The sequence below is a fragment of the Frigoribacterium sp. PvP054 genome, assembly GCF_040547465.1.
In the GTDB taxonomy this organism is placed as follows: Bacteria; Actinomycetota; Actinomycetes; order Actinomycetales; family Microbacteriaceae; genus Frigoribacterium.
Genome location: NZ_JBEPPU010000003.1, coordinates 191,726 through 218,567, shown reverse-complemented (window position 1 = coordinate 218,567; position 26,842 = coordinate 191,726). Strand labels below are relative to the sequence as shown.

The window sequence follows — 26,842 nt, the reverse complement described above, 5'->3', positions numbered from 1 at the left end:
CGGACCCCGTGAGGCGGCGGACGGGCGACACGGCGGACGGGCGTCAGCGGCGGGGCGGAGCCGTGGTCGACCCGGGCCGGAACACGCTCGTGAAGGTCGTGCCCGAGGCCTGCTCGCCGGCCAGCAGGGCGAGCACCGCGCGACCGGCCGCGCGACCCTTCTCGACGGCGGGCTGCACGACCGTGGTGAGGTCGGCCGCCCGCGGGTCGTCGAGCCGCACGCCGTCGTAGCCCACGACGCTGAGGTCGCCCGGCACCGAGAGTCCCAGCTCGTCGGCCGCGGCGATGACGCCGGAGGCGAGCAGGTCGCTCTGGGCGACGATCGCCGTGGGCCGCTCGGCCTCGGGCACGTCGAGCAGGCGCAGGCCCGCCCGGTGCCCCTCGCTCGTCCAGCTGCCGCGAGTGGCCAGTCCTCCCACGCCGGGGAAGACCTCACGGGTGCCGCGCAGTCGTTCGAGGGTCGGCCACGACGTGCCCCGGGCCACGCGTCCGTCGGTCAGCACGTCGTCCGCGCCGCCGGTCGACCGACCGGGGCCGAGCTCGAGGGCGACGACCGCGACGCGTCGATGGCCGAGGTCGTGCAGGTGCTGCGCCAGCAGTCGGGAGGAGCCGACGTTGTCCTCGGCGATGTCGAGCACGCCCTCGGTCGGCGGGGCCTCGATCGACACGACGGGGATGCCCCGGCGACGCATGATCGACACCGACTCGTCGAGGCGGGTGCTGCAGCCGAAGAGCACGACGGCGTCGACGGGGGCGTCGAGGAGCCGCGAGCGCTCGCCCGCGGTCTCGGTGAGCAGCAGCAGCGAGGCGTCGGCCGGCCCGGTGACGTCGGCGATGCCGTCGAGCATCGCGACGTTGATCGGGTCGCGGAACGCGGTGCTGAGGCTGGCCTCGAGGACGGCGCCGACGATGCCGGACCGACCCCGCCGCAGCGACCTCGCCCGGGGGTCGGGGCCGGCGTAGCCGAGGGCGTCGGCCGCGGCGAGCACCCGCGCGCGGGTCTCGGCCGACACGGGGCCGGTGCCGCTGAAGGCCAAGGAGGCGGTGCTCGCGCTGACGCCGGCGGCTCGCGCCACCGACGCGAGGGTCGGTCTGGCGTCGTCGCCCGCTGCCCGGCTCATGGTGCCGCAGCCTAGCCGACGACGCCCGGGGGGCCGGGGCGCCTCGGTCGTGCGAGGGCGCCTCAGTCGTGCCGGGCGCCTCAGTCGTGCTGGGCGACGCGCGGTTCGTCGAGGCCCAGCGCCGTGACGTAGTCCGCCGCGAGCGCCGGCACCTGGGCCCAGTCGCCGTAGTGGGCCGCGACCTCCATGAGGTCGACGATCGCCCCGCGCACCGTCGCCCCGAGGGCGGGGGTCATGCCGTGGGCGACGACGGCGCTCGTGCTGCAGAGGATCTCGAGCGGCAGCAGCACGTCGTCGAGGACGTGCTGGCGGGCCGACGGCGACAACACCTGCACGATCGAGCGGGCCAGGTCGAGGAAGTGCGCGACGTCGGGCTCGAGCTCGAGGCCGTGGGCGACGCAGGCGGGCGTCCGGTGCTCCGGCTCGTCGAGCTGCTCGAACGACGGCGCCCGCGTCGCCGCGATCGCGATCATGCGGACGAGGTCGTCGAGCAGCACCTCGTTGAACCGCCGGTGCCAGACGACGACGTGGGCGTGGCTGAACGGGGCGCGGACGACCACGCGCATCCGCCGGAGCTCGTAGAGGGCGAGCTGCACGTCGCCGGGGGTGACGCCGTGTTCGCGGACGATCGTGGCGAGGTCGAGGGTGTCGCCGGGGGCGTACCGGCCGCGGGCGATGTCGACGAGCACGAGCTCGGCGGCGTCGTGGGTGACCGGGGCGACGGTCGTGCGGGTCGCGGTGGAGTGCATCGGGGTGCTCATGGTTCCTCCGGGTCGAGTTGGGGGGGAAAGGTCGTCCTGCCGACCATCTGGCATGAACGTATTTCACATTTGAATGCACGTCAAGCACCAGATCGGACGACCGTCCTGGACCGGGCCGCCGCGTAGGATCGTCGGGTGCGCCTCGTCATAGCCCGCTGCTCGGTCGACTACGCCGGTCGACTCTCCGCCCACCTCCCGCTGGCCACGCGCCTCCTGATGATCAAGAGCGACGGCAGCCTCCTGGTGCACTCCGACGGGGGCAGCTACAAGCCCCTCAACTGGATGAGCCCGCCGTGCACGATCCGCTCGGTCGAACCCGACGACGACCAGCGCGCCGCCGGCGTCGTCGAGCTGTGGAAGGTCACCCAGGCCAAGACCGCCGACATCCTCGCGGTGTCGATCCACGAGGTGCTGCACGACTCGTCGCACGAGATGGGCGTCGACCCGGGCCTGACCAAGGACGGCGTCGAGGCCGACCTGCAGAAGCTGCTCGCCGAGCAGATCGACCTGCTGGGCGAGGGCCACACGCTGGTCCGACGGGAGTTCATGACCGCCATCGGTCCGGTCGACATCCTCGCCCGCGACGCGAAGGGCGCGGCGGTGGCGGTCGAGCTGAAGCGACGGGGCGACATCGACGGCGTCGAGCAGCTCACGCGTTACCTCGAGCTGATGAACCGCGACCCGCACCTCGCGCCGGTGACCGGCGTGTTCGCCGCGCAGGAGATCAAGCCGCAGGCGCGGACCCTGGCGCACGACCGGGGCATCCGCACCCTCTTGCTCGACTACGACGCCATGCGCGGGCTGGACGACTCGCACTCGCGACTGTTCTGAATCGGCCCCGCAAAACCCTTGTGACACTCACATGTCAGGGTTATATTTCTCCTACGACGAAACGACCGCAGGAGCAACCCGTGACCTCACCCATCTTCGACACCCTCTCCGCCCAGCGCGAGGCGACGCCGGTCTTCGAGTCCCTGACCCGAGGGCTCGACGACCCGATGTGGTCGTTCGAGACCATGGCACCGCCGTCGACCCGCGGCGCCGTGGCCAGCGATGCCGTCGCCCGCGGCGCCGTCGCCCGGCAGGCCCCGACGCGCGAGGCCCCGATCCGCCGGACGCCGACCCGCGAGGCCGTGGGAGCCGTCGCGACGTGGCCGCTCCGGACGATCACCTGCTGACACCGTTCCGTAAGCTGAGGGCGATGACTCTCCCCTACACGGCCGTCCTCTACGACCTCGACGGCACCATCGCCGACTCGGCGCCCGCGATCACCGCCAGCCTCGCGCACACCATCGGCCGGCTCGGCCTCCCGGTCCCCTCACCCGACGAGCTCATGGCCTGGGTCGGCCCGCCCCTGCCCCAGAGCTTCGAGGTGCGGCTCGGGCTCGATGGCGACCGCCTGGTCGAGGCGATGCGCCTCTACCGCTCGCACTACCTGGCCAACGGCGCCCTCGAGGGCGAGGTCTTCCCGGGGGTCCCCGACCTCATGGCGGCCGTCCACGCGGCCGGCCTCCCGACCTCGACCGCGACCTCGAAGCCCGAGACGCCGGCGACGGCGATCCTCCGGGCCCACGGCCTCGACCGCTACCTCGACGTCATCACCGGCGCCTCCGACGACGAGGTGCGCAACACCAAGGCGGACGTCGTCGCCGAGGCCCTGACGAGACTGCGAGCGCGAGGCGCCGACGTCTCGCGGCCCGTGCTCATCGGCGACCGCCACCACGACGTCGAGGGCGCCGCGGTCCACGGCGTGCCCACGATCATCGTCGGCTGGGGTTACGGCGAGCCCGACGAGCACGTCGGGGCGATCGCGGTCGCGACCGATGTCGACCACCTGGCCGAGCTGCTCGGCGTCACGCTGCTGCGCGGCGCCGCGTGACCCGCGCCGCGGCCGTCGTCCGGTCGCCGGCCGCCTGGCTGCTCACCCTCTCGATCGTCCTCATCGCCCTCAACATGCGCGGGCCCATCGTGGCCCCGGCCCCCGTGCTCGACCAGATGAGCGCCGACCTCGGGCTCACCGCCGTCGTGGCCGGGCTGCTCACGAGCATCCCGGTCCTCTGCTTCGCCGTGGCGAGCCCCTTCGCCTCGGCCCTGATCGGCCGCATCGGCGCCGAGCGGGCCGTCACCCTGGGCCTCGCCGGCGTGCTGCTCGGCACCCTGCTGCGGACGGCCGGCGGCACGGTCTGGCTCTACGTCGGCACGGTCGTGATCGGCGTCGCCATCACGATCGGCAACGTGGTGCTGCCCGTCGTCATCCGTCGCGACTTCAGCCCCGAGCGCGCCGGCTTCGTCACCGGCATCTACACCTCGGCCCTCAACGTCGGGTCGATGATCACCTCGCTCGCCACGGCACCGATCGCCTCGGTCGTGGGCTGGCCGCTCGCGCTCGTCACCTGGGGGCTCCTGGCCGTCCTCGCCGCCGTGGTCTGGTCCGTCGCGGTCGGGCCCCGCGTCGCGGTGCTCGGCGGCAGCGTGGCCGTGGTGCCGGGGTCGCAGGCCGACGTCGACGACCGGCACCGCGCCTCCTCGGCGACCGACGTCTTCACCGGCGGCATCGACGTCGTCGAGCCCGACGAGGCCGCAGCCGACGCCCGCGCACGCCGTCGCACGGCCACCCCGCTGCTGCGCCGCGCGACGACGTGGGGCCTGACGCTCGCGTTCGCCGGTCAGGCCTTCGGCTACTACGGGCTGACGGCCTGGATGCCCACGCTGCTGCGCGACGAGGTCGGGCTGACCCGCGAGGCCGCGGGTGCGAGCTCGTCGGTCTTCCAGATCCTGGCGGTCGTCGGCGCGCTCGGCGTGCCGTTCCTGGCGCTGCGCGTGCGGCCGGCCGTGGTCATCGGGCTGATCGCCGTGTTCTGGTCCGCGATGCCGCTGGGCCTGCTCTTCGCCCCCGAGCACTGGCTGCTGTGGTCGGTCTTCGGCGGGGCGGCCCAGGGCGGCGGCATCACGATCATCTTCATCGTCATCGTGCGCATGGCGTCCACCGACGTCGAGGCACGACGCCTGTCGGCCCTGGTGCAGGGCGGCGGGTACGCGATCGCGGCCCTCGGCCCGCTCGCGATCGGCGGGCTGCACGACGCCAGCGGCAACTGGCAGATCCCGATGATCGGCGTGGCCGCGGCCGTCGTCGTGCTCGGGGTCAGCGGCGTCCTGTCGTCGCGGCGCGTGCCCTGACCCCTGAGCGACGGGCCACGCGACGGGCCGCGCGACGGCCCGGCCGGCGGGCGGGGCCGTCCCGGCCGGTGCGCACCGGCCGCCCCGGCCGTGCGGGCACCCTCAGGCCTGCACTCCCCCGGCGAACAGCACCTCGAGCGTCAGCGGGTCGCGGCCGGTGAGGTCGCGCACGGCGCTCGTCACCGTCGCGACCTCGCCCGAGGCCATCGACGTGTAGGTGCTGACCCAGGCGTCGGCCTGGAACGGCTCGGGATCGTAGACGCGGCGCGACTCGTAGGCCTCGTCGACGGTCTCGTCGACGAAGGTGAACGAGCGTCCGCCGAGCGCCGTCAGCCGGGCCGCGGCCTCGGTCAGCGTGAACGCCTCGGACCCCGTCAGGTCGTAGGTCGCGCCCGCGTGCGACTCGTGGTCGAGCAGCACCACCGCCGCGACGGCCGCTACGTCGGCCCGGGCCACGGCCGCGACCCGTCCGTCCCCGGCCGGGCCACGGATGACGCCCTGCTCGTCGGCGAACAGCGGGACGAAGTCGAGGTAGAAGTTGTCGCGCAAGAAGGTGAAGCCGAGGCCCGAGGCGCGGATGTGCTGCTCGGTCGCGAAGTGGTCGCGCCCCAGCGTGAACACCGAGTCGGCCGACGCCCCGGCGAACGACGTGTAGACCACGTGCCGCACGCCCGCCTCGACGGCGGCGTCGACGAACGCACGGTGCTGGTCGACCCGGTCGGGCGCCTCGGCGGCCGACACCATGAAGAGCGTCTCGACGCCGCGCAGGGCCTCGACCGACGCCGCCCGGTCGCCGTAGGTCGCGACGGCGACCTCGGCCTCGGCCCCGTCGAGACGCGGTGCCCGCGAGGCGTCGCGCACGACGAGTCGCAGCGGCACGCCCCGCTCGGACAGGTGCGCGGCCACGATCCCGCCGACGGCACCCGTCGCGCCGGTCACGGCGACGAGCGACGAGGAGGCGCGGACGGGGTCCTCCACGCGGGCGGACGAGGTCTCGGTCGAGTCGGTCATGCCTCACTGAACCATGCAGGGGGCGCGGGCTCCCAGGCGGGGTCGACCCGCGCCTCCTCGTCCGGGAGCCGGGGCGGCCGCGTGCGGTGCGGACGCGCCGGATCGGTGCCGTCGCAGGGATCGAGACTCGTTATCGACTGGCCGGATCGGCGGCGGAGGTCGGTGGGCGACGGTAGATTCGACGCCGGCCCGGCACCCCGACGGGCCGAGCCGCGACCTCGGCCGACACCCCGGCCGTCGTCCGGCCGACCCCGACCGACCACCGATCCGTCACCGACGAGAGGCGCCCATGGGACACGACCACGGTCACGGACACGTCGCCGCCGACGGGCGACGCCTGCGCGTCGCGATCGCGATCGTCGCCCTCGGCCTCGTCGCCCAGCTGGTCGGGGCCTGGCTCTCGGGCTCGCTCGCGCTGCTGGCCGACTCGGGGCACATGCTGTCCGACCTCGCCGGGCTGGTCATCGCCCTGGTGGCGACCATCGTCGCGGCCCGGCCGGCGAGCGGTCGCCAGACCTACGGCTACCGGCGCGCCGAGGTGTTCGCCGCCTTCGTCAACGGGCTCGTGCTGCTCGCCGTCTCGCTGTCGGTCGCCGTCGCGGCGGTGTCCCGCCTGGTCGCGGTCGGCGGGCACGAGGTGCTCGGCCTGCCCATGCTGGTCGTGGGCCTGGTCGGCGGTGCGACCAACGTCGCCGCGCTGCTCGTGCTGCGCGGCGGCGCGACGCACTCGATCAACATGCGCGGCGCGTACCTCGAGGTGCTCGGCGACCTCCTCGGCTCGGCGGCCGTCGTGGTCGCGGCCGTCGTCGTGCTGATCACGGGCTTCACCCAGGCCGACTCGGTCGGCTCGCTGATCATCGCCGCGATGATCGTGCCGCGCGCGTGGTCGCTGCTGCGCGAGGCGATTCGCGTGCTGTTCGGCTCGGCGCCCGGCGACATCGACCTCGAGTCCGTCCGCACGCACATCGGCGACACCCCGGGGGTCGTCTCGGCGCACGACGTGCACGCCTGGCAGATCACCAGCGGGGCGACCGTGTTCTCGGCGCACGTCGTCGTCGAACGCGAGGTGTTCTGCGACATGAAGGTCGACGAGACGCTCGACGCCCTCGACCGCTGCCTCGCCGCCCACTTCTCGGTCGAGCACGCGACGTTCCAGCTCGAGCCGGCCGACCACGCCGGGCACGAACGCGAGACGCACGCCTGACGCCCGCCCTCCCCCGGGGAGGCGCGGGTCGAGTGGGCAGACATCGTCCTTCCCCCGTCGCGGAAGGACGAGTTCGGCCCCCTCGATGCGGTGGAAGCCAGGGCGGGGGCACGGGGCGGGTCCGGTCGGGTGCCGCTCAGGCTCGCGAGCCCAGCCAGAGGCCGAGGGAGGCGACCGCGACGCAGACGACGAGCATGCCCAGGCCGTTCGCGACCGCGGCCCCGCGGCGCCCCGCGGCCAGCAGCCGCACGGTCTCGACGCTGGCGGTGCTGAACGTCGTGTACCCGCCGAGCAGCCCCGTGCCGAGGACGGCCTTCCACTCGGGTCCGACCACCCCCTGCAGGGCGAGCCCCGTCAGCAGCCCCAACGCGAACGAGCCCGAGACGTTGACGACCGTCGTCCCCCAGGGGTGGGACGAGCCGAGACGGTCCTTGACGAGACCGTCGACGACGAACCGCAGGGCGGCACCGACCCCGCCGGCCGCCGCGACCGCGACGACGAGCAGCGGGCTCACGAGGCGCGTCCGGCGAGGCGGGCGCCGACGCGGATGCCGAGGGCGGCGGCGAGCACCCCGACCACGAGGCTGAGCAGCCCGTAGAGGACGGCGACCGCGAGGTCGCCCCCGCCGGCCCCGGCCAACGAGGCGGTCTCGGTGGCGAGCGAGCTGTACGTGGTGAACCCGCCGAGCACCCCCGTGCCGACGAACAGCCGGGCCCGCCGGCGAGCGCCCTCGTCGGGACCGGCGCGCAGCAGGCGCTCGAGCAGCAGGCCGAGCACGAAGGCACCGACGACGTTGATCGCGAAGATCGCGGTGTCGAAGGCCCCCCACGACGGCACGACGAGCGTGACGCCCACGCGGGCGGCCGTGCCCAGCGCACCGCCCAGCGCGACGAGGGCGATCAGGGACGGACGGAGGTGCGGGGCACGCGGGCGCGCAGCCCCCGTCACCGTCTCGCTCGCGTCACAGTTCGTCCTCCCACGGCAGCGTCTGGCTGCGCGGCACGGGGGCGAGCGGCACGACGACGACGGGACGCCGCTGACGGTGGCTGAGGTGCAGGGCGACGGACCCGGCGAAGAACTCGCGGACGCTGCCCCGCAGGCCGGCCTCCCGGCTGCCCACGACGATCAGGGGGGCGTCGACCTGCTCGGCGAGCTGCGACAGGCACCGGGCCGGCTCGCCCGCGACGACCGCGGTGCGCAGCTCGACGCCGCGAGCCGAGGCGGTCGACCGCAGCCGCGCCTCCAGGTCGGGGTCGAAGGCGAGGGTCTCGTCGTAGTCGTCGGGATCGAGGGGGTACGACAGGACGGTGCCGTCGATGCCCTCGGCGAAGGCGAGCCGGTCGGGCTCGACCGTCACGCAGAGCAGACCGGTGCCGAAGCGGGCGGCGAGGTCGGCGGCCGTCGCCCCGACGGCCTCGCCCGAGTTCGGCACGACACCCGCGACGACGAAGCCGTGGCTCGCGCTGTGTTCGTCGGACATGGTCACCACCCTCTCACCGCGCCGCCACCACGCGCGGCGACACGGCCACAGTGAACCACCGCCGCACCCCCGCGCGGAAGAGCAGACTGTCGGCATGTGCGGTCGCTACGTCGTTGCCCGGGCCACGTCCGATCTGCTGCCGAGCCTGCTCGACGGCCTCGGGCCGCTGCCCGACGACTTCAACGTCGCCCCGACGACGGTCGTGCCGGTCGTCCGCGAGCGCCACGGCGAACGCCGGCTGCCCGGCGCGCGCTGGGGCTTCGTGCCGTCGTGGTACCCCGACCTGAAGAAGCGGCCGCAACCGATCAACGCCCGCATCGAGACCGTCGCGACGAACGGCATGTTCCGCCGGGCCTTCGCGACCAGCCGCTGCATCGTGCCCGCCCAGGGCTACTACGAGTGGGTCGTCACCGAGACCGGCAAGCAGCCGCACTACGTGCACCGACCCGGCGCCGGCCTCGCCATGGCCGGCCTCGTGGGCGCCTGGCCCGACCCGACGAAGGCCGAGGACGACCCCGAGCGCTGGGTGCTGTCGACCACGATCATCACGCGCGACGCCCACGTGGCGCCGGGCGAGGTGCACGACCGCATGCCGGCCTGCCTGACCCCCGACTCGTACGACGACTGGCTCGGTGACGGCCTCGACGCCGACGAGCTGCTGGCGCTGCTCGACCGGGACTCGTTCGAGGTCGCGCACGACCTCGTGCAACACGAGGTGAGCCGCGACGCGAACAGCGTCCGCAACAACGGCCCACACCTGATCGAGCCCCTGGGCTGACGCCCGCCGGACGGGGAGGCGCGGGTCGCGTCCCCGACGCGAGCGCGGCCCGGCACGCCCGCCGCGTCAGCGTGCGTCGCGGTGGCTCGCCAGGCGTTCGCGGAGGTACGACGCGAGTTCGGTCTGGGCCCGTCGGGACTCGCGGGTCAGCCGGTTGAGGGGGACGCGGCCGCCGGCCGCCAGTGCGGGGTCGCGCGGCACCACGACGAGCGACCGACGGCCGAACTCGTTCTGCAGCGCCTCGCTCGCCCGCGCCGTGCGGTGTTCGCCGAAGACGCCGACGACCACGAGCATCACCCGGCGCAGGCCGCCGACCCCGTGTCGCCCTCGGATGCGGGCGAGCACCCGCTGCGCGTCGGCGAAGCCGACCGGGGTCGTGGGCGCCACGACGACCCCGAACACGCTCGGGTCGTCGAGCAGGTCGAGCAGGGCTCCGTCGGCGTGCGCCCCGAGGTCGTGCAGGGTGAGGTCGCGGTCGACGCTCGACGCGTCGTCGCCCCCGGTCAGCCGCGACCCGAGGTCGCCGCCGGAGTGGTCGACGAGCCGCGGCACGGACGCGCCGGAGAGCTGGGTGAAGAGCAACGCCGTGACCGTGGTCGTCCCGACGCCGCCGGCGACGCCCGCCACGACGACGGTCCGGCCCGTCACGGGCGTCCCCCGTCGGCACCGGCTCGCGGGTCGGCCTCGAACCGGGCGACCTGGACGATGCGGGGCGCCTGGCCCCGTCGGACGAGGCGGCCCCGACCGGCCGTCATCTGCTCGGCGTAGACCTGCGGCACGATCGGTCCTTCGCTGCGCTCGCCCGACATCACGAACGACGACCCGCCCGTGTCGCGGAGCGTCTGCAACGCGGGGTCGTAGAGGGCCCGGGCGGAGCCGGCGACCGGCCGGCTGACGAGAACGTGCAGCCGGAGGTCGCGGGCCGAGGGCAGGAAGGGCAGCAGCGGCTTGAGCGGTTCCGTGCCTCCCGAGGCGACGATGTCGTAGTCGTCGACGACCACCACGATGCGGGGGCCCGCGTCGCGATCGCCGGCCTGGCGCTTCGCGAGCTCGTCCGCGACGGCCACGGCTAGGGCGCGGGCGTCCGTGCTGGTCGAGGCGTGACCGCCGAGGTAGTCGTCCGGCACCTCGGCGACGAGGTCGCCCCGGAGGTCCATGAGGGCCACGACGAGCTCGTCCGGGGTCGCCCGGTCGACGAAGCCGCGGACCAGCCCCCGCAGCAGGGTCGACTTGCCGGCCTTCGAGTCGCCGAAGACGAGCAGGTGCTGGTCGGTCCCCGGGTCGAGGGCGACCGGCTGCATCGTGTCCTGGCGCAGGCCGAACGGGATCGCCTCGGGCTCGTCCAGGGCGTCGGGCAGCTCGTCCGGCGAGAGCTCGGTGGGCAGCAGCCTGATCGGCGCGGCCGCCGGGCCGTTCCAGCTCGCCGCCGACCGTCGGGCGAGTGCCTCGAGGGCGTCGCCGACCTCGTCGTCGTCCGTGTCGTCGAGCACCGGCAACGCCACCTGGGCGAACAGGTTCTCGTCGGTCAGCGCCCGGCCGGGCTGGTCGGCCCGGATGGTCTGGGCGAGCTTCCGACCGATGACCGAGTCCGCCGGGTCGTTCAGGTGCAGCTCGACGCGGGTGCCGACGAGCGGCTGCTGCGCCATCCGCAGCTCGTTCCAGCGCGTCATGCCGAGCACGACGTGCAGCCCGTAGCTGCCGCCCCGCTGCAGCAGGTCGCCGAAGGCCGTCTCGAGCTCGGTGAAGTCCCCGCGCAGCTGACCCGTGCCGTCGACGACCAGAACGACGTCGGCCGAGATCAGCTCGGGCACCTCCCCCGCCTCGTGCAGCCGACGCAGCATGGCGAGCGAGTCGATGCCGTGGTCGCGGAACACCCGCTCGCGGGTCGTCAGCATGGCGGCGAGCTCCTCGAGCAACCGGAGGAGGCGGTCCTTGCTCGCCCGCGTCGCGACGCCGCCGACGTGCGGGAACCCCTCGATGCGACCGAGTCCGCCGCCCGTGAGGTCCATGCCGTAGATGCTCACCTGGCGGGGCGTGTGCGTCAGGGCGAGGGACGCGACGAGCGTGCGCAAGAACGTGCTGCGCCCGGTCTGCGGCGCCCCGATGACGGCGACGTGGCCGCCGGCCCGGCCCAGGTCGAGCGACCAGGGGGCCTGTCGCTGGCGCGCCGGGTCGTCGAGCAGCCCCATCGGCACGCGCAGCCCGCCCGCCCGGTCCGCGCCGACGACCCGCGAGAGCGCCAGCCGGTCGGGCAGGGGCGGCAGCCAGACGGGGTCGACGTCGCCGCCGCCGCCCATGAGCCGGTCGACGGCCTCGTCGATCACGGCGCGACCGACGTCGGGACGCGAGAGCTCTTCCTCGCCGGCCTCGTCGTCGCCCCCGGCGATGCCGTTGTAGGTCGGCAGCAGAAGGGCGGTCGGGCGGGCGTCGTCGCCAGCGAGCGCGCGGGCCGCCTCGGTCGGCAGCGGGCCCGAGACGTAGCCCGCGCGGAACCGCCTGTACACCGAGGTGTCGACCTTCAAGAAGCCGAAGCCGGGCACGGCCGGCAGGTGGAACGCGTCCGGCCGGTCGAGCACGATCGAGCTCTCGGCCTCCGAGAAGGTGCGCAGGCCGATCCGGTACGAGAGGTAGGTGTCGAGGCCGCGCAGCTTGCCCGCCTCGATGCGCTGGCTCGACAGCAGCAGGTGCACGCCGATCGACCGCCCGATGCGTCCGATGGTGAGCAGCAGGTCGACGAACTCGGGTTCGGCCGTGAGCAGTTCGCCGAACTCGTCGATGACGACGAAGAGGTGCGGCATCGGCGGCAGCTCGGGGCGGCCGACGCGCATCTCGCGGTAGTGGCTGATCGACGAGGCCCCGCCCGCGTCGCGCAGCTGCTCCTGTCGCCGCACGACCTCGCCCTGGATGCTGACGCGCGCGCGCTCGGTGAGCTGCGCGTCGTCGGCCAGGTTGTCGATCAGCCCGGCGACGTGGGGCAGCCCCGCGAACGGGGCGAACGCCGCGCCTCCTTTGTAGTCGACCAGGACCATGCTGAGGTCGTCGGGCGAATGCGACAGGGCGAGGCCGAGCACGAGCGTGCGCAGCAGCTCGCTCTTGCCGGAACCGGTCGCGCCGATGCAGATGCCGTGCGGGCCCATGCCGAGCTGGGCGGACTCCTTGAGGTCGAGCAGCACCGGCGCACCGAAGTCGTCGAGGCCGATCGGCACGCGCAGGAAGTCCCGCGGCGAGCGCGGCGTCCACGCGGTCGCGGGCGTCAGCGTCGTCACGTCGTCGATGCCGAGCAGGTCGGTGATCTCGACGGCCTGGGCCGAGTCGACCTCGTCCTGGAGGCTGAGGCTGAGGCGCAGCGGGGTGAGGGTGCGGGCGACGGCCTCGAACAGCTGCGGGGTCGTGGCGTCGACGGTCGCCGTCTGCACGCGGACCTGCCCGTCGTCCTCGACCCGGGCGTCGGTCACGACGGCCTGGTCGCCCTCGACGGTGATGCGCAGGGTGACGTCCGACGGCTCGTGCAGCCGGTCGCTCAGCAGGTGGACGGTCGTCACGCCCAGGTCGGTCGGCGAGAGGTCGGCGTCGGGCACGGGGATGCTCGAGGCGACGTGCCCCCAGTCGTCGACGAAGACGACGAGCCGTGAACCCGCGGTCCGCGCGGTGGTGCCGATCGAGCGTTTCGTGGTGGCCGCCTCCTGGGCGCGGTCGCCCAGCTCGCCGCCGATCACCGAGAGCAACGAGGAGGCGCTGGTCGCGACCCGGCGTGCCGGCACCGGTCCGTCGTACAACGAGTCGTCGACCGCGTGCGGCACGAGGTCGAAGCCGCGCCAGTCGGCGGCGGCCGCCTCGGGGAACGCCGCGGCCAGGTGCACGTCGTCGGGCGAGTGCAGGGCGGCGAGCTGCAGGATCATCGAGCGCGCGACCCGCAGGGCGCCCTCGCGGTCGCCGAGCACGGCGACCGACCCGGCCCGGTCGAGGTCGACCGTGATGGGCATGCCGCGCACGGTCGAGAGGTGCTCGACGACGGACCGGGCCTCGCTGGCCATGATCGGGTCGAACGGCTGCACGGGGTTCGGGTCGTCGGGCACCGACATCGGGAACCAGGTCAGGTCGCCCTCGCCGATCCGCACCGAGAGGAAGTCGTCGTGGTGTCGCCGGCGCTCCCAGAGGCGGGCGGGGTCGCGCACGAGTTCGAGCAGGGCCGCCGGCTCGGGGTCGAGCACGGCCGCCGTCGCCCGGACCGACCGGGCCCTGGTGCGCATGCGCGACCGCAGCCGCTCGAGGAAGTCGAGGTAGCGTTCGCGCTGCAACCGACGCTGGCGGGCCGCGTTGCCCCGTTGGCTCAGGGTGACGGCGAGGCCGCCGACGAGGGCGACGATCAGGAGCACGGCGCCGACCAGCAGGAACAGCGGGTTCGAGCTGCCGCGGTAGACGACGATCATCACGACGCTCGAGAGGGCGCCCACGACGGGCAGCAGGGCCTGCACGGGCACGCCGCCCACCTTGCCGTCGGCCAGCTGCGGCGGGGGCGTGACGTCCTCGTGCTCGGCGGGCTGCACCGGTCGCGTGATCCGGGTCGGGCGGTGGACGAGCTTGACGGTCATCGGCCGGCCTCCTGGTCGTCGACGACGCCCGGCCGGGCGTCACGATCACGTGCCCGTCGGCGTTCCGACGGCCGGTCGTCCGCCGGTGGGCGGGTCGGCCCCGGGTCGTCCGCGGGCCGGGTCGTCCCTCGCGCCTGCGGGGCCTGCGGGCCGTCGAGGGGCAGCAGGGCCGCCGCGAGTCGGCCGTAGGCGATGCGGGTGCGCGTGCCCAGGGCGGCGCTCGACACCGGTCGTCCGCCCGAGCGGGCCGCGTCGTAGGGCACGCGCACGACGGGCACCGTGGGGTCGTCGCCGACCGTGACGGGCGCCGCCCGACCGGCGTCGCCGACGTCGACGAGGGCGATGACCACGTCGGGTCGGTCGGGGTGGTCCTTGACGGCCGGCACGAGGGCGGCGGCTTCCTCCGCCGCATGGCGGTCGGCGCGCGCCACGATGCACACCGTCCGGCTGGCCGAGACCACGTCGGTGAGGTCGGCGCGCCAGTCGCGGACCCCCCAGTCCGTGACGACGAGGTCGAAGAACCGGCTGATCGGGGTCACCTCGTCGAACCACCCGGCCGCGGCGGCCACCGCCCGCGACTCGCCCCGGGGGTCGAGCGACAGCGCGTACAGGCCGGAGGGCGTCCGCGGCAGGCCGTCGACCGCGTCGACCGACCGGCGGGCCGTGCGACGCCGCGAGCTCGGAGCGGCAGCCGACCCCACCGGGGCGCCGGCCTGCCACAACATGCCCCGGGGGCCGCGCGACGCGTCCACGCCGAGGACCAGCCCCGGACGGCGACGGGCGAGCAGGGCGGCGACGTAGCCCGCGGTCGAGCTGGCCCCGGCGCCGCCCCGCGCCTGCACGAACCCGATGCGGCGCGACACCGGCAACGGACGACGGACGATCTCGTCGACCGCCGTCACCTCGTGGACGCGGGCGCTGACGCTGCCGAGCAGGGCGAGCGGTGCCGACCGGACGAAGGCCTCGAAGGCGCTCACGAGAACGCACCCAGAAGGTCGGCGTAGACCCCGAACACCCCGAGCAGGACGGGCAGCAGGGCGACGACGCCCAGCGCCTCGACCAGGTTGCCGACGCGACGCAGCGAGGCGCGCTGGTGTGCCACCGGGTCGACGCCGCCGGCCACGACGGCGACGACGACCCCGGCCGCGAGCACGACGACCACGAGCCACGAGGGGGCGAGCGGCTGGACGAGCAGACCGCCGAGCAGGCCGACCAGGGCGGCGGCCCAGAGCCCCCAGCCCTGCGCGGCGATCGGCAGCGCCCGGGTGCGGGCGGCGACGACGAGCACCGCGGCGACGCCGAGGCCGACCTGCCACGGGTCGGCCGACCCGACCAACGACACGGCCGTGACGGCGACCGGGCCCGCGACGGCGTAGGTCGCCCAGGTCAGGGTGCGGTAGGCGTCGCCGACCGTGACCAGCACGTCGTCGCGGCGGCCGCGGCGACCGTCCACCACCTGGTCGTCGAGACCGGTCAACCCGGAGGCGCTCATCGCGTACCAGGGCAGCAGACCGCAGACGACGACGGCCAGCACCGCGCCCACGCCGACCGCGCCCGCGTCCGGGACCCCGAACGTGCGCAGGACGATCGGCACCGCGGAGAGGACGACGCCGAGGACGCCTCCCCACCAGGCCGACCGCGACCCGAGGCCGGCCCCGGCACCCAGCGCCAGGGCGACCCAGGCGAGCACGAGCACCCCGAGGGCGACGTCGACCGGGAGGAGGGCGGGTGCCGTCACCGCCCCGAGCACGACCGCGAGGGGCGCGGCGCACCCGAGCGCGACCGCGGTGGCGGCGACCGCGAGCCATCGACCGCCGAAGCGACCCGACACGAGGGCCACCACGACCGCGAGCGCGTAGACGGACGCGATCGTGCTCGCGGGGTCGACGTCGGGCGTCCGGGTCAGCACCACCGAGAGCACCAGCGAGAGCAGCCCGACGGCGACGGCCGCCGTCGCGGTGCGCGAGCGGCGCGTCCAGAGTCCCGGCCGGCCGGCCAACGACTCGGCCAGCACGTCCGTGACGTCCGCGACCTCGGGCGGCGGGGGTGCCGCGTCCTCGCGGAGCAGGCGCAGCAGCTCGCCGTCGACGACGCGCTGCTCGGCGACGGACAGCGAGGTGTCGAGCTGCTCCCCGGTCGAGCGGACGAGCGTCAGGGGCCGCGAGACGGCGCCGGGGCGCTCGTCGAGCAGCTCCATGAGGCGAGGGATCAGTCCACCGATCGGCTCGTCGGCGGGCACGACCAGCTCGGCCTTGCGTGCCGTGCCGACGATGGTCAGCCGGGTGTAGTCGGTCATCGGGGCTCCCTGGTGGGGGTGGGGTCGGGGACGTCGGTCGACGCGGGGGACGGTGAGGGCGAGACGGTGACCGGCACCGCGCCTCCCGACCCTCCGGTCGTCTGCGACTGGTTCGTCCGTTGGTCGGCGAGCACCGAGAGCACGAACGACGTGCCGGCGCAGCCCGCGCAGGCGACCGCCGCGATGACCAGGCCCACGACCAGGCGGCGGACGTTGTCGTCGACCAGACGGCGTTCGTCGAGCTCGCCGAAGAGCAGCGCCGAGACCAGTCGCGACCGGTGCGTCTTGACGGTCTCGAGCAGGACGACGTCGCGATCGCCGCTCATGAGTCCACCACCCCCGACGGCTGCACGGTGAGCCGGCGTTCGCCGAGCTCGACCACGTAGCCCGGGGCCGCCGGGCCCCGCAGGCCCGAGACGAGCGGCTGACGGGTGCCGTCCGGCGCGACGAGCGACGACCCGTTGGTCGAGCCGAGGTCGGTGACCCAGAGCACGGCGCCCTCCCACGCGAACAGGGCATGGGTCTTCGTCAGGCTGCGCGCGAGGTCGGCCCAGGCGAAGACGGGGTGCTCCTCCCCCTCGCGGTTGACCGGTGCGCGACCGATCAGCAGCGTCGTGTCGAGGTCGAGACGTTCGCCGCTGTCGAGCTCGAGGACGATCGACGGGGCTGCGGCCGACGGGCGGCCCTGGCCCGTGCGTCCGAAGGTGTTCTCGTCGGGCCGCCCGCGACCCTCGAGCGGGTCGGCCGCGTGGGGCGGCAGCGGAGCCGAGGCCGCGGCGGGCAGGGCCGGCCGCTGCACGAGCGGGGGCGACGACGTCATGGGGTCCCGGCCACGCCGCAGGTCGACCGTCACCGCCTGCCGGCGCACGCTGAAGCGCCCGCGCCGGTCGACCCTCAGCACGGCCGGCGGGCGACCGGTCAGGTCGTCCACGGTGCGCAACGAGAGCAGCAACCGGCCGATCGAGCGACCGCCGCGCACGTAGAGCACGACGTCGGACACCACGAAGGCCAGGGCGACGGCCACGACCGCGACCTCGACGGGGACGGGGACGACGGCGTCGCCGGGCGTCACGGCGGAGGACCCCGTGGCCACCCCGACGACGAGGACGCCGAGCAGCACGAGGGGCACGCCCCAGTCGATCGCGGCCGCACCGCGCCGCCTCGACGGCGTGGCCGTCTGCACGCCCGCGAGCAGCCCCGAGTAGGTGCCGATGGCGCTGCCGGCGGCCGCCGAGACGATCCGGACGCCGCACCAGAAGCACCAGGTCGCACCCGCGCCGAGAGGCTGGCCGCAGCGCCCGCAGCTTCGCGCGCCCACCAGTGCGCCCACGGTTCCGCCTCTCGCCTGCGGGGTGCCGGACCAGGTCGTCGAGACCGACGGGGAGCGATCGCCCGCGTCCCCGGAGCGCACGATCGGCCCCAGGCTAGCCGACCCCGCGTCCCCCGGTGGGACACCCGTTCCGGGGCCCACGACCACCCGTCCCCCGCCCCGGTCCCCCGATGTGTACCCCTCCCGCGGGTGGCGATCGAGACGAAATCGTGATTTCCTCATGAGTCGACCCGTGACGGGTCGCCATCAGTTCGAAGCAAGGGGAGAACGACATGATGAAGTTCGCCATGGGGAGCGAGACCCTCACGCAGTTGAGCCAGAAGACGAGCGGGGCCGGCGACGACCTCGGTGCGCTCGTCCGCCAGCTCGCCGACGCGGCCGAGCCGCTCGAAGGCCGCTTCAACGGTGCGGGCCGCGCCGCCTTCGACCGCTTCAAGGGCGAGGTCGACGGCATCTCGGTCGAGCTGAACGCGGCCCTGTCGTCGGTGCTGACCGGCATCACCGGCCAGAACCGTGCCTTCGTCGAGGGCGAGCAGCAGATCGCCGACGAGACCACCGCGGCCCAGTCCGGTGCCGGATTCGAGAGCGCCCGCTTCGGCGGCTCGCGCGCATAAGAGGGGAACGACCATGGCCAACGCAACCGACCGCCGCGACTTCGACCTCGGAGCCTCGGGCAACGCCCAGGACAACTTCAACGCCGTCGCCAGCCGCCTCGAGGCACTCATCACCCAGCGCGACGCCGACGTGAAGACCGCCATGGCGGACTACCAGGCCGACGGCTCCAGCGAGGAGTACGCGGGCAAGGAGCAGCGCTGGAACCGCGTCGCCACCGAGGTGCGCACCATCATCAACACCCTGCGCCAGTCGCTCGCGTCGAACGACGAGTCGGCCCAGACCGCCATGCAGCGGGCCAAGGCCGCCGTCGACGGCATCTAGGCCGTGCCCGTGAGCGACTCACGGGCGACGACCCTGCCGCACCCGCTCGCCGACGCGAGCGGGCCGGGCTGGATCGCGACGATCAGCACGGCCCCCGTCGTCGGGCTGACCTCGGGGCGACAGGCGCTGCTCGCCGACGCCACGCGGGCCGGCGTGCGGGTGGTCGTGGTGACCCACGACGACGCCCGCCTCAGCTGGGCCCTGTACCAGGCACTGCGCCTGCTGGCCGGTGCCTGGCTGGTGAGGGACGCCGAGGGCGGGCTCCGTCACGCCGTCGGTGGCGCCCGTGTCGCCTCGTACGACGAGGCGCTGCTCGACCCGTCGGCCGACCCCGTCGGGCGCGCGGCCGCGGTCACGGCCCCCGAGGCCGAGCTCGCGACGCTGCCGCAGCCGTCGGACGAGGCGATGCGCCCGTGGCTGCAGTTCTCCGTGGCGGTGCACCACGCCGCGCGAGCCGAAGCCCTGACCGGCTCGACGACGGAGGCGCTGGTCACCGCGGTCGCGGGCGTCGCGCCCACCGTGTGGGGCACCTCCGAACCCCCCGCCACCGTCTGGGACCGCGGTCGCCTCACGGCCCTGGCCCGGGCCCGCATGCCGCGGGACTCCCGGGTGCACGTCGCGGGCTCCGCACCCGACGGCACGGTCTGGACCGGCACGATCCGCATCGCGCGCAGCGAGACGGGCCTGACCGAGGAGACCCGGCTGCTGTTCGCGCTGCCCGAGGCGACCGGCGTCGACGACGCGACCCGCGCCTCCTCGGCCCTGCGCACCCTGTCCGAGAGGCAGCAGGTGCTGCTGGCGACGGCGTGGAGCCTGCGCGGCGCGGCCGACGCGACCATCACGCCGTACCGCCCCACGACGCCGCAGCCCCTCGCCGCGGTGGTCGGCGCCCGGGCCGTGCGGAGCCTGGGCCTCGACGCGGCCTCGTTCGCCGCCGAGCACGGCGGGACCACGACCGGCAACGCCCGCACCCCCTCGCTCGTGGTGCCGTTCGGCGCCGACGCGACCCGGTGGCAGCGCTTCGCGGCCGCCCTCGACGCGATCGGCCCGGGTGCGGTCGCCGACGCCCTCGTCCCCCCGGCGGTGCGCCGTGCCCCGTGAGTTCGTGATCCTCTCGGCCGAGCCCGTGACGGCCGTCGAGGTCGTCACCGCGGCCGCGGCGGTCGACGGCGGCCTCGGTGCCGGGCGCCTCTGGCAGGGCGGCGGCATCCAGATCGCGTCGACCGAGGGGCTGGTGCTCGCCGTGCTGCGCAGCACGCAGCTCGAGGACCCCCGGGAGGCGCGGCGCGGCCTCGGCCTGCCGGTCACCGTCCCGGCGTCCTCCCACGGCCCCGCCACCGACCGGTGGTGGACCGAGGCCTACGGCCCCTTCGGCGGGCCGCTCACCCAGGCGCTGGCCCGACGCCTGGCCGACGACGTGCAGGGCACCCTCGTGACGACAGGAGACGACCGATGAGCTCGTGGAGCATCCAGACCGACGGCGTGGTGAGCGTCCTGACGAAGGTGCAGGCCTCGGCCGAGACGTTCGCGGCGACCTTCACGGGCGTCGACACCGCCCAGGGCGAGCTGAACGCCGGGGTCGGCAGCGACATCCTCGTGTCGTCGGCCGTGGCCGTCGTCGACCTGATCTCGTCCGAGGCGTCTCGCGTGCAGGGCATCAACGCGCGCATCCTCGCCTGCGCGACCGGGGCCGGCGACGCGACCCTGGCCTACGTGAACGGCGACGAGGAGATGGCGGCGCAGACGCAGTCCGCCGCGATCCAGGCCGCCGGGTCGGGCGACCTGAGCTTCTTCGAGGGGGGCCGCTGATGGCGACGAAGGGGTCGCTGATCGACCCGTCCGAGTTCTACGGGCTCGACATCGTGCCCGAGTCGATCGCGTCGTCGGCGGCGAGCTACAAGTCGACGTCGACCGCGGTCACGACGAACGCCGAGGCGGTGGTGACGGACTGGTCGGGACTGTCCGCGTCGTACACCGCGCCCGAGGGGCCGCAGCTGTTCGCCTCGATGGACCCGGTGCGCACCGACGCCGAGGTCGTTGCGGGCAAGCTCTCGACCGTGGCCGACCTGCTCGACACGCTGGCCGAGGCGGTCACGGCACCCGTGGCGCGCATCAAGGAGCTCGTCACCGAGGCGAACGCCTTCCGCGCCTCGGTCGCCGGCGGCGTCACGCTCGACTTCTACGACCCCGACAACCCGCTCTTCCAGGCCAGCCAGATGAACGGCGGGGTCCCGGTCGTGCTCGAGGGCCAGGGCGAGACGACCATCCCGTGGAACGAGCACACGCCGTCGGTCGAGCGCAACAACGAGCTGCAGTCGCAGTACAACGCCGAGATCGCGAAGATCGACGCCGCCCGGGTCGAGTTCGAGAACGGCGTCAACGCCCTCCGCGACGACCTCTGCGTGGCTCCCCAGACCGCCGTCACGGGTGAGCAGCTCGACGCCGCGGAGGACAATCCGTGGGGCGCCCAGGGCAAGGGCGAACGGTCCTGCCAGGAGTCGGTCGGCGACGGACTGGTCGAGTTCGGCACCAGCTTCGTCGAGGGCACGGTGTCGCTCGTCGGCTTCGACGCCGCGAACGGCTGGAAGCACGACTGGTCGTTCGCCGGTGAGGCCTGGACCGGCATGCTGACCGGTCTCGGCGCCCTCGCGATCACGGTGGCCTTCCCGGCGGCGCCCGCCCTCGCGAACCTGCCCGACTCGGCCGTGCCCGAGTCGTTGCGCGGCCTCCGCGACAACTACAAGCAGACGATGGACGGCCTGGTCGGCGGCATCGTCGGCACGCCAGAGCAGTGGGAGGAGGACCCGGTCGCCGCGGGCACCTTCGCCGTGGCGAACGTCGCCTCGTTCTTCATCCCGGGCGCGGGCCAGGTCGGAGCGGGCCTCAAGGTCGGGTCGGGCGCGGCCCGGGCGGCGACGCTGACCGGCCGGCTGGCCGAGGTGGCGGAGGACGCGTCGCACCTGCCGAAGGGCCTGGCGCGGGTCGAGGACCTCGTCGCCGAGTTCGGCGAGCACGGCAGCGGCCTGTCGAAGCTCGACGACCTCGACGGCCTGACCGACACGATGGCCGCCCTCGACCGCATGACCGAGGTCGAGTTCTCCGGCCTGACCGGCGCCCTCAAGGCCGGCGAGAAGGTCGACTTCGGGTCCCTGTCGAAGCTCGAGGACTTCGCCGACCACGGCGACCTCGGTCGAGCAGCCGAGGAGGCGCGGGCCGCGTCCCCCACGCACGCCGACGCGTCCGCCCACGCGGGTGGTGGCACCGGCTCCGACCCGGCCGCCGGTGCCGCCCGCGCCGCCGACCCCGGATCGGGCGGCACGACGCTGCTCGAACGTGGCGACGACGGAGGGGCGGCCGATGCCGGGCGAGCCGACGGTGCCGGGTCGAGCGACGCAAGTCGCGCGGACGGCCCTGTCGACGGTGGCGACGCCATCCCGGACCGGCCAGCAGACGGTGGCCGCGGTGCCGAGGTCGACGACCTCGACCTGTTCGGCCCGGACGAGACGCCCGGTCCGCGAACGGACACCCCGGGAACCGGTCCGACGCCGCACCCCACGCCGACCGTCGAGCACCACGTCACGGTCTCCGGCTCCGACCTGCCGACGAAGCAGAAGCCGTTCGCCCACGGTCAGATCCTCGCCCCGGACACGGCGTACACGGTGCCCGGCCGGGGCGTGTTCTCGACCGACGCGACAGGTCGCATCGTCCACGTCGAGACCGAGTACGGCGGCAAGGGCAACCTGAACTACGACCTCATGAAGCCCGCCGCGGACACTACTTACGTCGTCGGTGGAAAGCACGTCTACGTCACCGACCACGCCAGCCGCACGGTGCTCGCCGAGTTCGACGACCTCCAGCTCGGCGATGCCGACCGGTCCGAGTCGGTGCAGAAGCGCATCGGCAAGGAGGGCGGTGTCGGGTACGAGGGGGGCCACCTCCTGGCCAACGTGTTCAGCGGCGGCGGCGAGAAGATCAACATCGTGCCGATGCTGCAGGAGGTGAACCGCGGAGCCGGGCATTCCTTCGGTAACCTCGAGAGGGACATCCGTCAGCTCGCCGGTGCCTCCGATCGCGCGGTCATCACGCTCAGCGTCAGACCCCGGTACTCCGGGACGAATACCGTTCCCGCCAGCTTCCAAGCCGTGTTCCATGCCGAGGGATCGATTCCCAGACAGGAGTTCTACTCGAATGTCCGATGACGACAAGGCCGAAGGCCTCGAGGGCGAGCGAGCGATCCTGCGGCAGATCGGAGTCCAACTCTTCGGTCTGCTTCCCCGAGGGTTCGACCGCATCGTCATGAAGACCAGCATGGCGGGCGGAGTCATGGCAGGCGAGACCGTCCTGCTTCGTCCCGACGGAAGCGAAGGCTACGCACTGCCTGACGAGACGACCTTCGAGACAGCACGGGACCTCAGGAAGATGATGCACAAGGCTGGGGCAGGAACATGGTTCACGGCTGTCTTCACCGTCACCGACACCGGCAAGTTCAGCGCGAGATACGACTATGACCACGAGCCGGAGATCGGTCACTTCGCGGCCGAGGCCTATCGTGCCGACTTCGAGGATTTTCCCCGGACGGCCGAGAACACGCCCGAGTGGCTCGCCGCGATCCTCGCGGGTGCGCCCACCCGGCACGACCTCGTCGGCCGTGACGAGGGTCCCGTCTGAGAGGCGTGACATGGACTCGAGCAACAAGGGTGGAGTCGCGTGACGCAGCCGTCGCCGTTGATGCCCGGACCTCCACTGTCCTCCGCCAGCCTCGACGCCGCTGTCGAGCGTCTGCCCGACGACGTCGTGGCCCTGTGGCGTGACCACGGGCTGGGCGCGACGGCTGACGGGTACCTGCGCATCGTCGACCCCACCGCGTGGCAGGACGTCCTCGCCGAGGTCGCACCTCGATTCGCGGCGGCCACGCCCCTGATGTCGTCCGCCCTCGGAGACCTGGTCGTCTGGCTCGACGGCCGAGCGCACCTCCTCGAATTCCGACAGGGCACGAGCCGGATCATCGCCAACAGGCTCTCGACGCTTCTCGTCATCCTCGGCTACGAGTCGTTCCTGGCCGACCCCGACTACTTCGACTGGAGCCCTTTCCCGGAGGCGCGGGAGCGTCTCGGGGTACCCCGCGCCGACGAATGCTTCGGTTTCAGCCCGCTGCTCGCCCTCGGAGGCCGACGATCTGCTGCGTCCCTCGGGGTCGTCGACATGCGCGAGCACGTCCTCCTGATCTCCTCCGTCGCGGGCCCGCTCCCGTGACTCACGCCAGCCGCACAGACGCCGCATGCTCGCATCCACGTGCACGTGAGGTGGGGCTGTCGGTCGCGACCGAGCAGTCGACGACGGGCGGGACCCTGATCCTCGTCGGAGGTGGCACATCGCCCGATGCCCACCTCGAGGCGTGCCTCACGACCTCGAGAGAATTGGCGGACTCAGGAGTGCTCGGGCCCGTGCCGTCCGCTCGCGACTCGGAGCCCCACGGCATGCCTGTCGTCGGCGGCGGTCGGGCACACGAGTCGAAGGGAGCACCCGAGTCGTGACACAGCAAGGGAACCCGCCCGGGCTCGAGCAAGAGCGCTCTGCACTGAGAGAGGTCGGGCTGGCCCTCCATGGCGAGATCGCCCCGGGTTTCGATCGCATCGAGGCCGAGATCAGCATCGCCGGTGGTGTCTCCTCCGGAAAGAAGCGCCTCTACCGCCCGGACGGGACGGACGACTCCGTCATGGGCAAGAGAGACTCCAACCTCCGTGCTCGTGAACTCAGAGAGGCCATGTACAGGCCGGGGGCCGGAACATGGTTCACCGCCTGGTTCACGGTCACGGCCGAAGGGAAACTCAGCACGCGATTCGACTACGACAACGAACCCGAACTGGGCCACTTCGCCGCCGAGGCGTACCGAGCCGACTTCGACGAGTTCCCCCGCACCCCCGAGAACACCCCCGATTGGCTGGCCGCCATCCTCGCCGGTGCACCGACCCGCCACGACCTGGTCGGCCGCGAACACGGTGACGACCGAGGACGATGAGGCCTGCGGGCCGAGACGCCTCAGAGCGGCAGCACGGCCTCGAGGGCGAGCGGGTCGCCGTCGATCGCGATGTCGTTGAGCTGCCGGCCGACGAACTCGGCGGCCTCGACCGTGTCCGACTCGATCCGGTGCCCCGTGCCGTCGACGACGAGAGCCCAGGCGACCGGCCCCCCGGAGGCGCGGGTCGGCTCGAGGCGGCAGCGCGTCAGTTCGCGGTCCTGTCCGAATCGCATGTCCGACAGGTCGGCGATGACCATGCACTCGAGGTCGTCGAGGAACCCGTGGAGCGTGGCGTCCGTCGCGATCTCGAACCGCGCCTCCTCGTCGAGGTCGTCGGCGGCCGAGGTGAACCGCGTGCCCTCGATCGTCCGGACGATCCACGAGACGTGGTCGCCGACGGTGACGAAGGACTGCATGCTGCTGACCCTCGGCCCGATGTCGGCGTGCGCGTACACCGGGGGCAGGTCGGTGACGCTGACAACGACGCCGTCGCGGCGACCCACCACGCGGCGGTCGGAGTCGACGACGATGCCCTGGTTGCGGGGCACCCACGGGTTCTTCGGCAACTCGTCGAAGAGCACCTCGTCGAACGCGAACACGACCCCGCTCTGCTGGCTCATGGCACCAGCCAAGCACCTGCGGGCCGGTGAGCAGGCCCGGAGACGGGCCCGAGAAAGAGAGAAGGCCCACCCTGAGGTGAGCCTTCACGTTCGTGCGCGAGGGGGGACTTGAACCCCCACGCCCTTTCGAGCACTGGCACCTGAAGCCAGCGCGTCTGCCAATTCCGCCACTCGCGCGAACTCGTAGACTTTAGCACGCGTCGGACGGCCGGAAGAGCACCGGTGAGTACCTTTCACTCGTTCGGGCTAAGATCGGGCGACCAGAGACCCCGAACCTGGAGACCCATGGGACTGCTCGACAACTTCGAACGCGGGCTGGAGCGCGCCGTCAACGGCGCCTTCGCCAAGACGTTCCGTTCGGGCGTGCAACCACTCGAGATCACGAACGCGCTGCGTCGCGAGCTCGACACCAAGGCGGCGGTCGTCTCGCGTGACCGCATCCTCGTGCCCAACGAGCTCCAGGTGCGCCTCGCCCCGATCGACTACGAGAAGATGTCCGGCATCGGTCCGGCCCTGATCGACGAGCTGACGCAGCTCACCCAGCGGCACGCCACGGCGCAGGGGTACCAGTTCGCCGGCCCGCTCGGCATCCGCCTCCGGGAGGACGACTCGCTCAGCGTCGGCATCATGTCGGTCGACTCGCGCAACCTGCGTGGCGAGGTGCAGTGGAAGCCGTTCGTCGAGATCGACGGCAGGCGCCGCGAGCTCAGCGGTGCCCGCACCATCATCGGCCGGGGCAGCGACGCCGACATCACCGTGCAAGACACCGGCACGTCCCGTCAGCACGTCGAGATCCTGTGGGACGGCTCGCGGGCACAGGTGCGCGACCTCGGCTCGACCAACGGGTCGAAGCTCAACGGCAACCCGCTCACCAAGGCGCCGCTGCAGCCCGATTCGGTGATCCAGATCGGCCGGACGCGTATCGTGTTCCGCGTGCTCCCCCAGTCCTCGACGCCCGACCCCTTCGACGGGCCCGACCCGACGGGTGGCCGACGATGACCTCAGCCCTCACCCTGCTGGTGCTCCACTTCGGCTTCCTGGCCGTCCTGTGGCTGTTCGTCTTCGTGATCGTGTTCGCGCTGCGAAGCGACCTCTTCGGGCAGCGGGCGCGCAAGATGCCCGCCGACGCCACACCCGGCAAGGCGAGTTCGACCGCCACCGCGCCTCCTGCTCCCTCTCCCCGCCCGGCGCCCGTCGCACCGGCGCCGACACCGCAGGGTGACGGCCGGGCGACGCGCCTCGTCATCACGAAGGGCGCCAAGGCCGGACTCGAGATGCCGCTCGGCGACGGGCCGCTCACCATCGGCCGGTCGCAAGAGAGCAACCTCGTGATCCGCGACGACTACACCTCGACCCACCACGCGCGCCTCATGCTCTGGAACGGCCGCTGGGTCGTGCAAGACCTCGACTCCACCAACGGCACGTTCCTCGCCGGTGAGCGCGTGTCGGTCCCCACCCCCGTGCCCACGGGCACGACCGTGACGATCGGGCAGACGAGCTTCGAGCTCCGACGGTAGG

At 73.5% G+C, this 26,842-nt stretch carries 30 protein-coding genes and 1 tRNA gene; 17 read left to right on the top strand and 14 right to left on the bottom strand.

The genetic code is table 11. From position 1 onward, the window contains the following. Positions 1-43: 43 nt before the first annotated feature. Positions 44-1,120: a LacI family DNA-binding transcriptional regulator gene (locus ABID81_RS06650; protein WP_354594024.1), complete on the bottom strand. Its 1,077-nt coding sequence runs from the start codon at positions 1,118-1,120 to the stop codon at positions 44-46. Between the two features lie 80 nt (positions 1,121-1,200). Next, positions 1,201-1,881 carry a hypothetical protein gene (locus tag ABID81_RS06645; protein ID WP_354594023.1) on the bottom strand — a complete coding sequence of 227 codons (681 nt, stop codon included), beginning with the start codon at positions 1,879-1,881 and terminating at the stop codon, positions 1,201-1,203. 135 nt (positions 1,882-2,016) lie between these two features. Between ABID81_RS06645 and nucS the strand changes: the two genes are divergently transcribed. The 4 genes from nucS to ABID81_RS06625 all read left to right on the top strand — a co-directional run bounded on the left by nucS (position 2,017) and on the right by ABID81_RS06625 (position 5,058). Continuing rightward, positions 2,017-2,712: an endonuclease NucS gene (gene nucS, locus ABID81_RS06640; RefSeq protein ID WP_354594022.1), complete on the top strand. Its 696-nt coding sequence runs from the start codon at positions 2,017-2,019 to the stop codon at positions 2,710-2,712. An 80-nt stretch (positions 2,713-2,792) separates the two neighbouring features. After that, entirely contained in the window at positions 2,793-3,059 is a 267-nt protein-coding gene (locus tag ABID81_RS06635; RefSeq protein WP_354594021.1) for a hypothetical protein, read from the top strand. A gap of 23 nt (positions 3,060-3,082) precedes the next feature. After that, on the top strand, positions 3,083-3,760 hold the full coding sequence (locus ABID81_RS06630) for an HAD hydrolase-like protein (RefSeq protein WP_354594020.1): 678 nt from the start codon (positions 3,083-3,085) through the stop codon (positions 3,758-3,760). Then, positions 3,757-5,058, top strand: a complete 1,302-nt coding sequence (locus tag ABID81_RS06625; RefSeq protein WP_354594019.1) for an MFS transporter — start codon at positions 3,757-3,759, stop codon at positions 5,056-5,058. The genes ABID81_RS06630 and ABID81_RS06625 overlap by 4 nt, the downstream gene beginning before the upstream one ends. 102 nt (positions 5,059-5,160) lie before the next feature. Here the strand turns inward: ABID81_RS06625 and ABID81_RS06620 are convergent, their stop codons facing one another. Then, positions 5,161-6,069, bottom strand: coding sequence for an SDR family oxidoreductase (locus ABID81_RS06620; RefSeq protein WP_354594018.1), 909 nt, complete (start codon positions 6,067-6,069; stop codon positions 5,161-5,163). Positions 6,070-6,358: 289 nt separating this feature from the next. Here ABID81_RS06620 and ABID81_RS06615 point away from each other — a divergent pair, with 289 nt between their 5' ends. Then, complete coding sequence (locus tag ABID81_RS06615; RefSeq protein ID WP_354594017.1) at positions 6,359-7,273, top strand: cation diffusion facilitator family transporter; 915 nt, start codon at positions 6,359-6,361, stop codon at positions 7,271-7,273. 136 nt (positions 7,274-7,409) lie between these two features. Here the strand turns inward: ABID81_RS06615 and crcB are convergent, their stop codons facing one another. The 3 genes from crcB to ABID81_RS06600 are packed head-to-tail and all read right to left on the bottom strand — an operon-like array spanning position 7,410 to position 8,753. Then, complete coding sequence (gene crcB, locus ABID81_RS06610; protein WP_354594016.1) at positions 7,410-7,787, bottom strand: fluoride efflux transporter CrcB; 378 nt, start codon at positions 7,785-7,787, stop codon at positions 7,410-7,412. Next, positions 7,784-8,221 (bottom strand): fluoride efflux transporter FluC, encoded by a 438-nt coding sequence (locus ABID81_RS06605; protein ID WP_354594015.1) that lies wholly within the window; start codon positions 8,219-8,221, stop codon positions 7,784-7,786. The genes crcB and ABID81_RS06605 overlap by 4 nt, the downstream gene beginning before the upstream one ends. Positions 8,222-8,234: 13 nt before the next feature. Continuing rightward, on the bottom strand, positions 8,235-8,753 hold the full coding sequence (locus ABID81_RS06600) for a universal stress protein (protein ID WP_354594014.1): 519 nt from the start codon (positions 8,751-8,753) through the stop codon (positions 8,235-8,237). 94 nt (positions 8,754-8,847) lie between these two features. Between ABID81_RS06600 and ABID81_RS06595 the strand changes: the two genes are divergently transcribed. After that, positions 8,848-9,531: an SOS response-associated peptidase gene (locus ABID81_RS06595; RefSeq protein WP_354594013.1), complete on the top strand. Its 684-nt coding sequence runs from the start codon at positions 8,848-8,850 to the stop codon at positions 9,529-9,531. 66 nt (positions 9,532-9,597) lie between these two features. Here ABID81_RS06595 and ABID81_RS06590 read toward each other — a convergent pair whose 3' ends face one another. The 6 genes from ABID81_RS06590 to ABID81_RS06565 are packed head-to-tail and all read right to left on the bottom strand — an operon-like array spanning position 9,598 to position 17,749. Beyond that, positions 9,598-10,179 (bottom strand): hypothetical protein, encoded by a 582-nt coding sequence (locus ABID81_RS06590; RefSeq protein WP_354594012.1) that lies wholly within the window; start codon positions 10,177-10,179, stop codon positions 9,598-9,600. Continuing rightward, a complete protein-coding gene (gene eccCa / locus ABID81_RS06585; protein ID WP_354594011.1) occupies positions 10,176-14,123 on the bottom strand; it encodes a type VII secretion protein EccCa in 3,948 nt (1,315 codons plus the stop codon). Before eccCa ends, ABID81_RS06590 begins: the two co-directional genes overlap by 4 nt. Further along, positions 14,120-15,100 carry a P-loop NTPase family protein gene (locus ABID81_RS06580; protein ID WP_354594010.1) on the bottom strand — a complete coding sequence of 327 codons (981 nt, stop codon included), beginning with the start codon at positions 15,098-15,100 and terminating at the stop codon, positions 14,120-14,122. Before ABID81_RS06580 ends, eccCa begins: the two co-directional genes overlap by 4 nt. Next, on the bottom strand, positions 15,097-16,419 hold the full coding sequence (locus ABID81_RS06575) for an EsaB/YukD family protein (RefSeq protein ID WP_354594009.1): 1,323 nt from the start codon (positions 16,417-16,419) through the stop codon (positions 15,097-15,099). Before ABID81_RS06575 ends, ABID81_RS06580 begins: the two co-directional genes overlap by 4 nt. Continuing rightward, positions 16,416-16,745 carry a hypothetical protein gene (locus ABID81_RS06570; RefSeq protein ID WP_354594008.1) on the bottom strand — a complete coding sequence of 110 codons (330 nt, stop codon included), beginning with the start codon at positions 16,743-16,745 and terminating at the stop codon, positions 16,416-16,418. Before ABID81_RS06570 ends, ABID81_RS06575 begins: the two co-directional genes overlap by 4 nt. Then, positions 16,742-17,749 (bottom strand): RDD family protein, encoded by a 1,008-nt coding sequence (locus ABID81_RS06565; RefSeq protein ID WP_354594007.1) that lies wholly within the window; start codon positions 17,747-17,749, stop codon positions 16,742-16,744. The genes ABID81_RS06570 and ABID81_RS06565 overlap by 4 nt, the downstream gene beginning before the upstream one ends. Before the next feature lie 272 nt (positions 17,750-18,021). On the opposite strand from ABID81_RS06565, the gene ABID81_RS06560 reads away from it, so the two are divergent. The 9 genes from ABID81_RS06560 to ABID81_RS06520 all read left to right on the top strand — a co-directional run bounded on the left by ABID81_RS06560 (position 18,022) and on the right by ABID81_RS06520 (position 24,704). Then, positions 18,022-18,363 carry a WXG100 family type VII secretion target gene (locus ABID81_RS06560; protein ID WP_354594006.1) on the top strand — a complete coding sequence of 114 codons (342 nt, stop codon included), beginning with the start codon at positions 18,022-18,024 and terminating at the stop codon, positions 18,361-18,363. Positions 18,364-18,376: 13 nt separating this feature from the next. Continuing rightward, positions 18,377-18,685 (top strand): pore-forming ESAT-6 family protein, encoded by a 309-nt coding sequence (locus ABID81_RS06555; RefSeq protein WP_123519868.1) that lies wholly within the window; start codon positions 18,377-18,379, stop codon positions 18,683-18,685. A gap of 9 nt (positions 18,686-18,694) precedes the next feature. Beyond that, the gene (locus tag ABID81_RS06550) at positions 18,695-19,786 is read left to right on the top strand and encodes a DUF6177 family protein (RefSeq protein ID WP_354594005.1); all 1,092 of its coding nucleotides are present in this window, start codon (positions 18,695-18,697) and stop codon (positions 19,784-19,786) included. Then, complete coding sequence (locus tag ABID81_RS06545) at positions 19,776-20,141, top strand: hypothetical protein (protein ID WP_354594004.1); 366 nt, start codon at positions 19,776-19,778, stop codon at positions 20,139-20,141. The genes ABID81_RS06550 and ABID81_RS06545 overlap by 11 nt, the downstream gene beginning before the upstream one ends. Next, positions 20,138-20,494, top strand: a complete 357-nt coding sequence (locus ABID81_RS06540) for a DUF6507 family protein (RefSeq protein ID WP_194595972.1) — start codon at positions 20,138-20,140, stop codon at positions 20,492-20,494. The genes ABID81_RS06545 and ABID81_RS06540 overlap by 4 nt, the downstream gene beginning before the upstream one ends. Next, positions 20,494-22,884, top strand: a complete 2,391-nt coding sequence (locus ABID81_RS06535; protein ID WP_354594003.1) for a DNA/RNA non-specific endonuclease — start codon at positions 20,494-20,496, stop codon at positions 22,882-22,884. Before ABID81_RS06540 ends, ABID81_RS06535 begins: the two co-directional genes overlap by 1 nt. Beyond that, positions 22,874-23,353: a hypothetical protein gene (locus ABID81_RS06530; protein WP_354594002.1), complete on the top strand. Its 480-nt coding sequence runs from the start codon at positions 22,874-22,876 to the stop codon at positions 23,351-23,353. Before ABID81_RS06535 ends, ABID81_RS06530 begins: the two co-directional genes overlap by 11 nt. Positions 23,354-23,392: 39 nt before the next feature. Then, entirely contained in the window at positions 23,393-23,938 is a 546-nt protein-coding gene (locus tag ABID81_RS06525; RefSeq protein WP_354594001.1) for a T6SS immunity protein Tdi1 domain-containing protein, read from the top strand. Positions 23,939-24,215: 277 nt separating this feature from the next. Beyond that, positions 24,216-24,704, top strand: a complete 489-nt coding sequence (locus tag ABID81_RS06520; protein WP_354594000.1) for a hypothetical protein — start codon at positions 24,216-24,218, stop codon at positions 24,702-24,704. Positions 24,705-24,724: 20 nt separating this feature from the next. Here ABID81_RS06520 and ABID81_RS06515 read toward each other — a convergent pair whose 3' ends face one another. Both ABID81_RS06515 and ABID81_RS06510 read right to left on the bottom strand, forming a co-directional pair. Further along, positions 24,725-25,324 carry a hypothetical protein gene (locus ABID81_RS06515; protein ID WP_354593999.1) on the bottom strand — a complete coding sequence of 200 codons (600 nt, stop codon included), beginning with the start codon at positions 25,322-25,324 and terminating at the stop codon, positions 24,725-24,727. A 93-nt stretch (positions 25,325-25,417) separates the two neighbouring features. Next, positions 25,418-25,501: transfer RNA gene (locus ABID81_RS06510), tRNA-Leu, on the bottom strand. A gap of 108 nt (positions 25,502-25,609) precedes the next feature. Here ABID81_RS06510 and ABID81_RS06505 point away from each other — a divergent pair. Together ABID81_RS06505 and ABID81_RS06500 are read left to right on the top strand one after the other, a co-directional pair. Continuing rightward, the gene (locus ABID81_RS06505; protein WP_354593998.1) at positions 25,610-26,323 is read left to right on the top strand and encodes an FHA domain-containing protein; all 714 of its coding nucleotides are present in this window, start codon (positions 25,610-25,612) and stop codon (positions 26,321-26,323) included. Further along, positions 26,320-26,841, top strand: a complete 522-nt coding sequence (locus ABID81_RS06500; RefSeq protein WP_354593997.1) for an FHA domain-containing protein FhaB/FipA — start codon at positions 26,320-26,322, stop codon at positions 26,839-26,841. Before ABID81_RS06505 ends, ABID81_RS06500 begins: the two co-directional genes overlap by 4 nt. The last annotated feature ends 1 nt before the right edge of the window (position 26,842 follow it).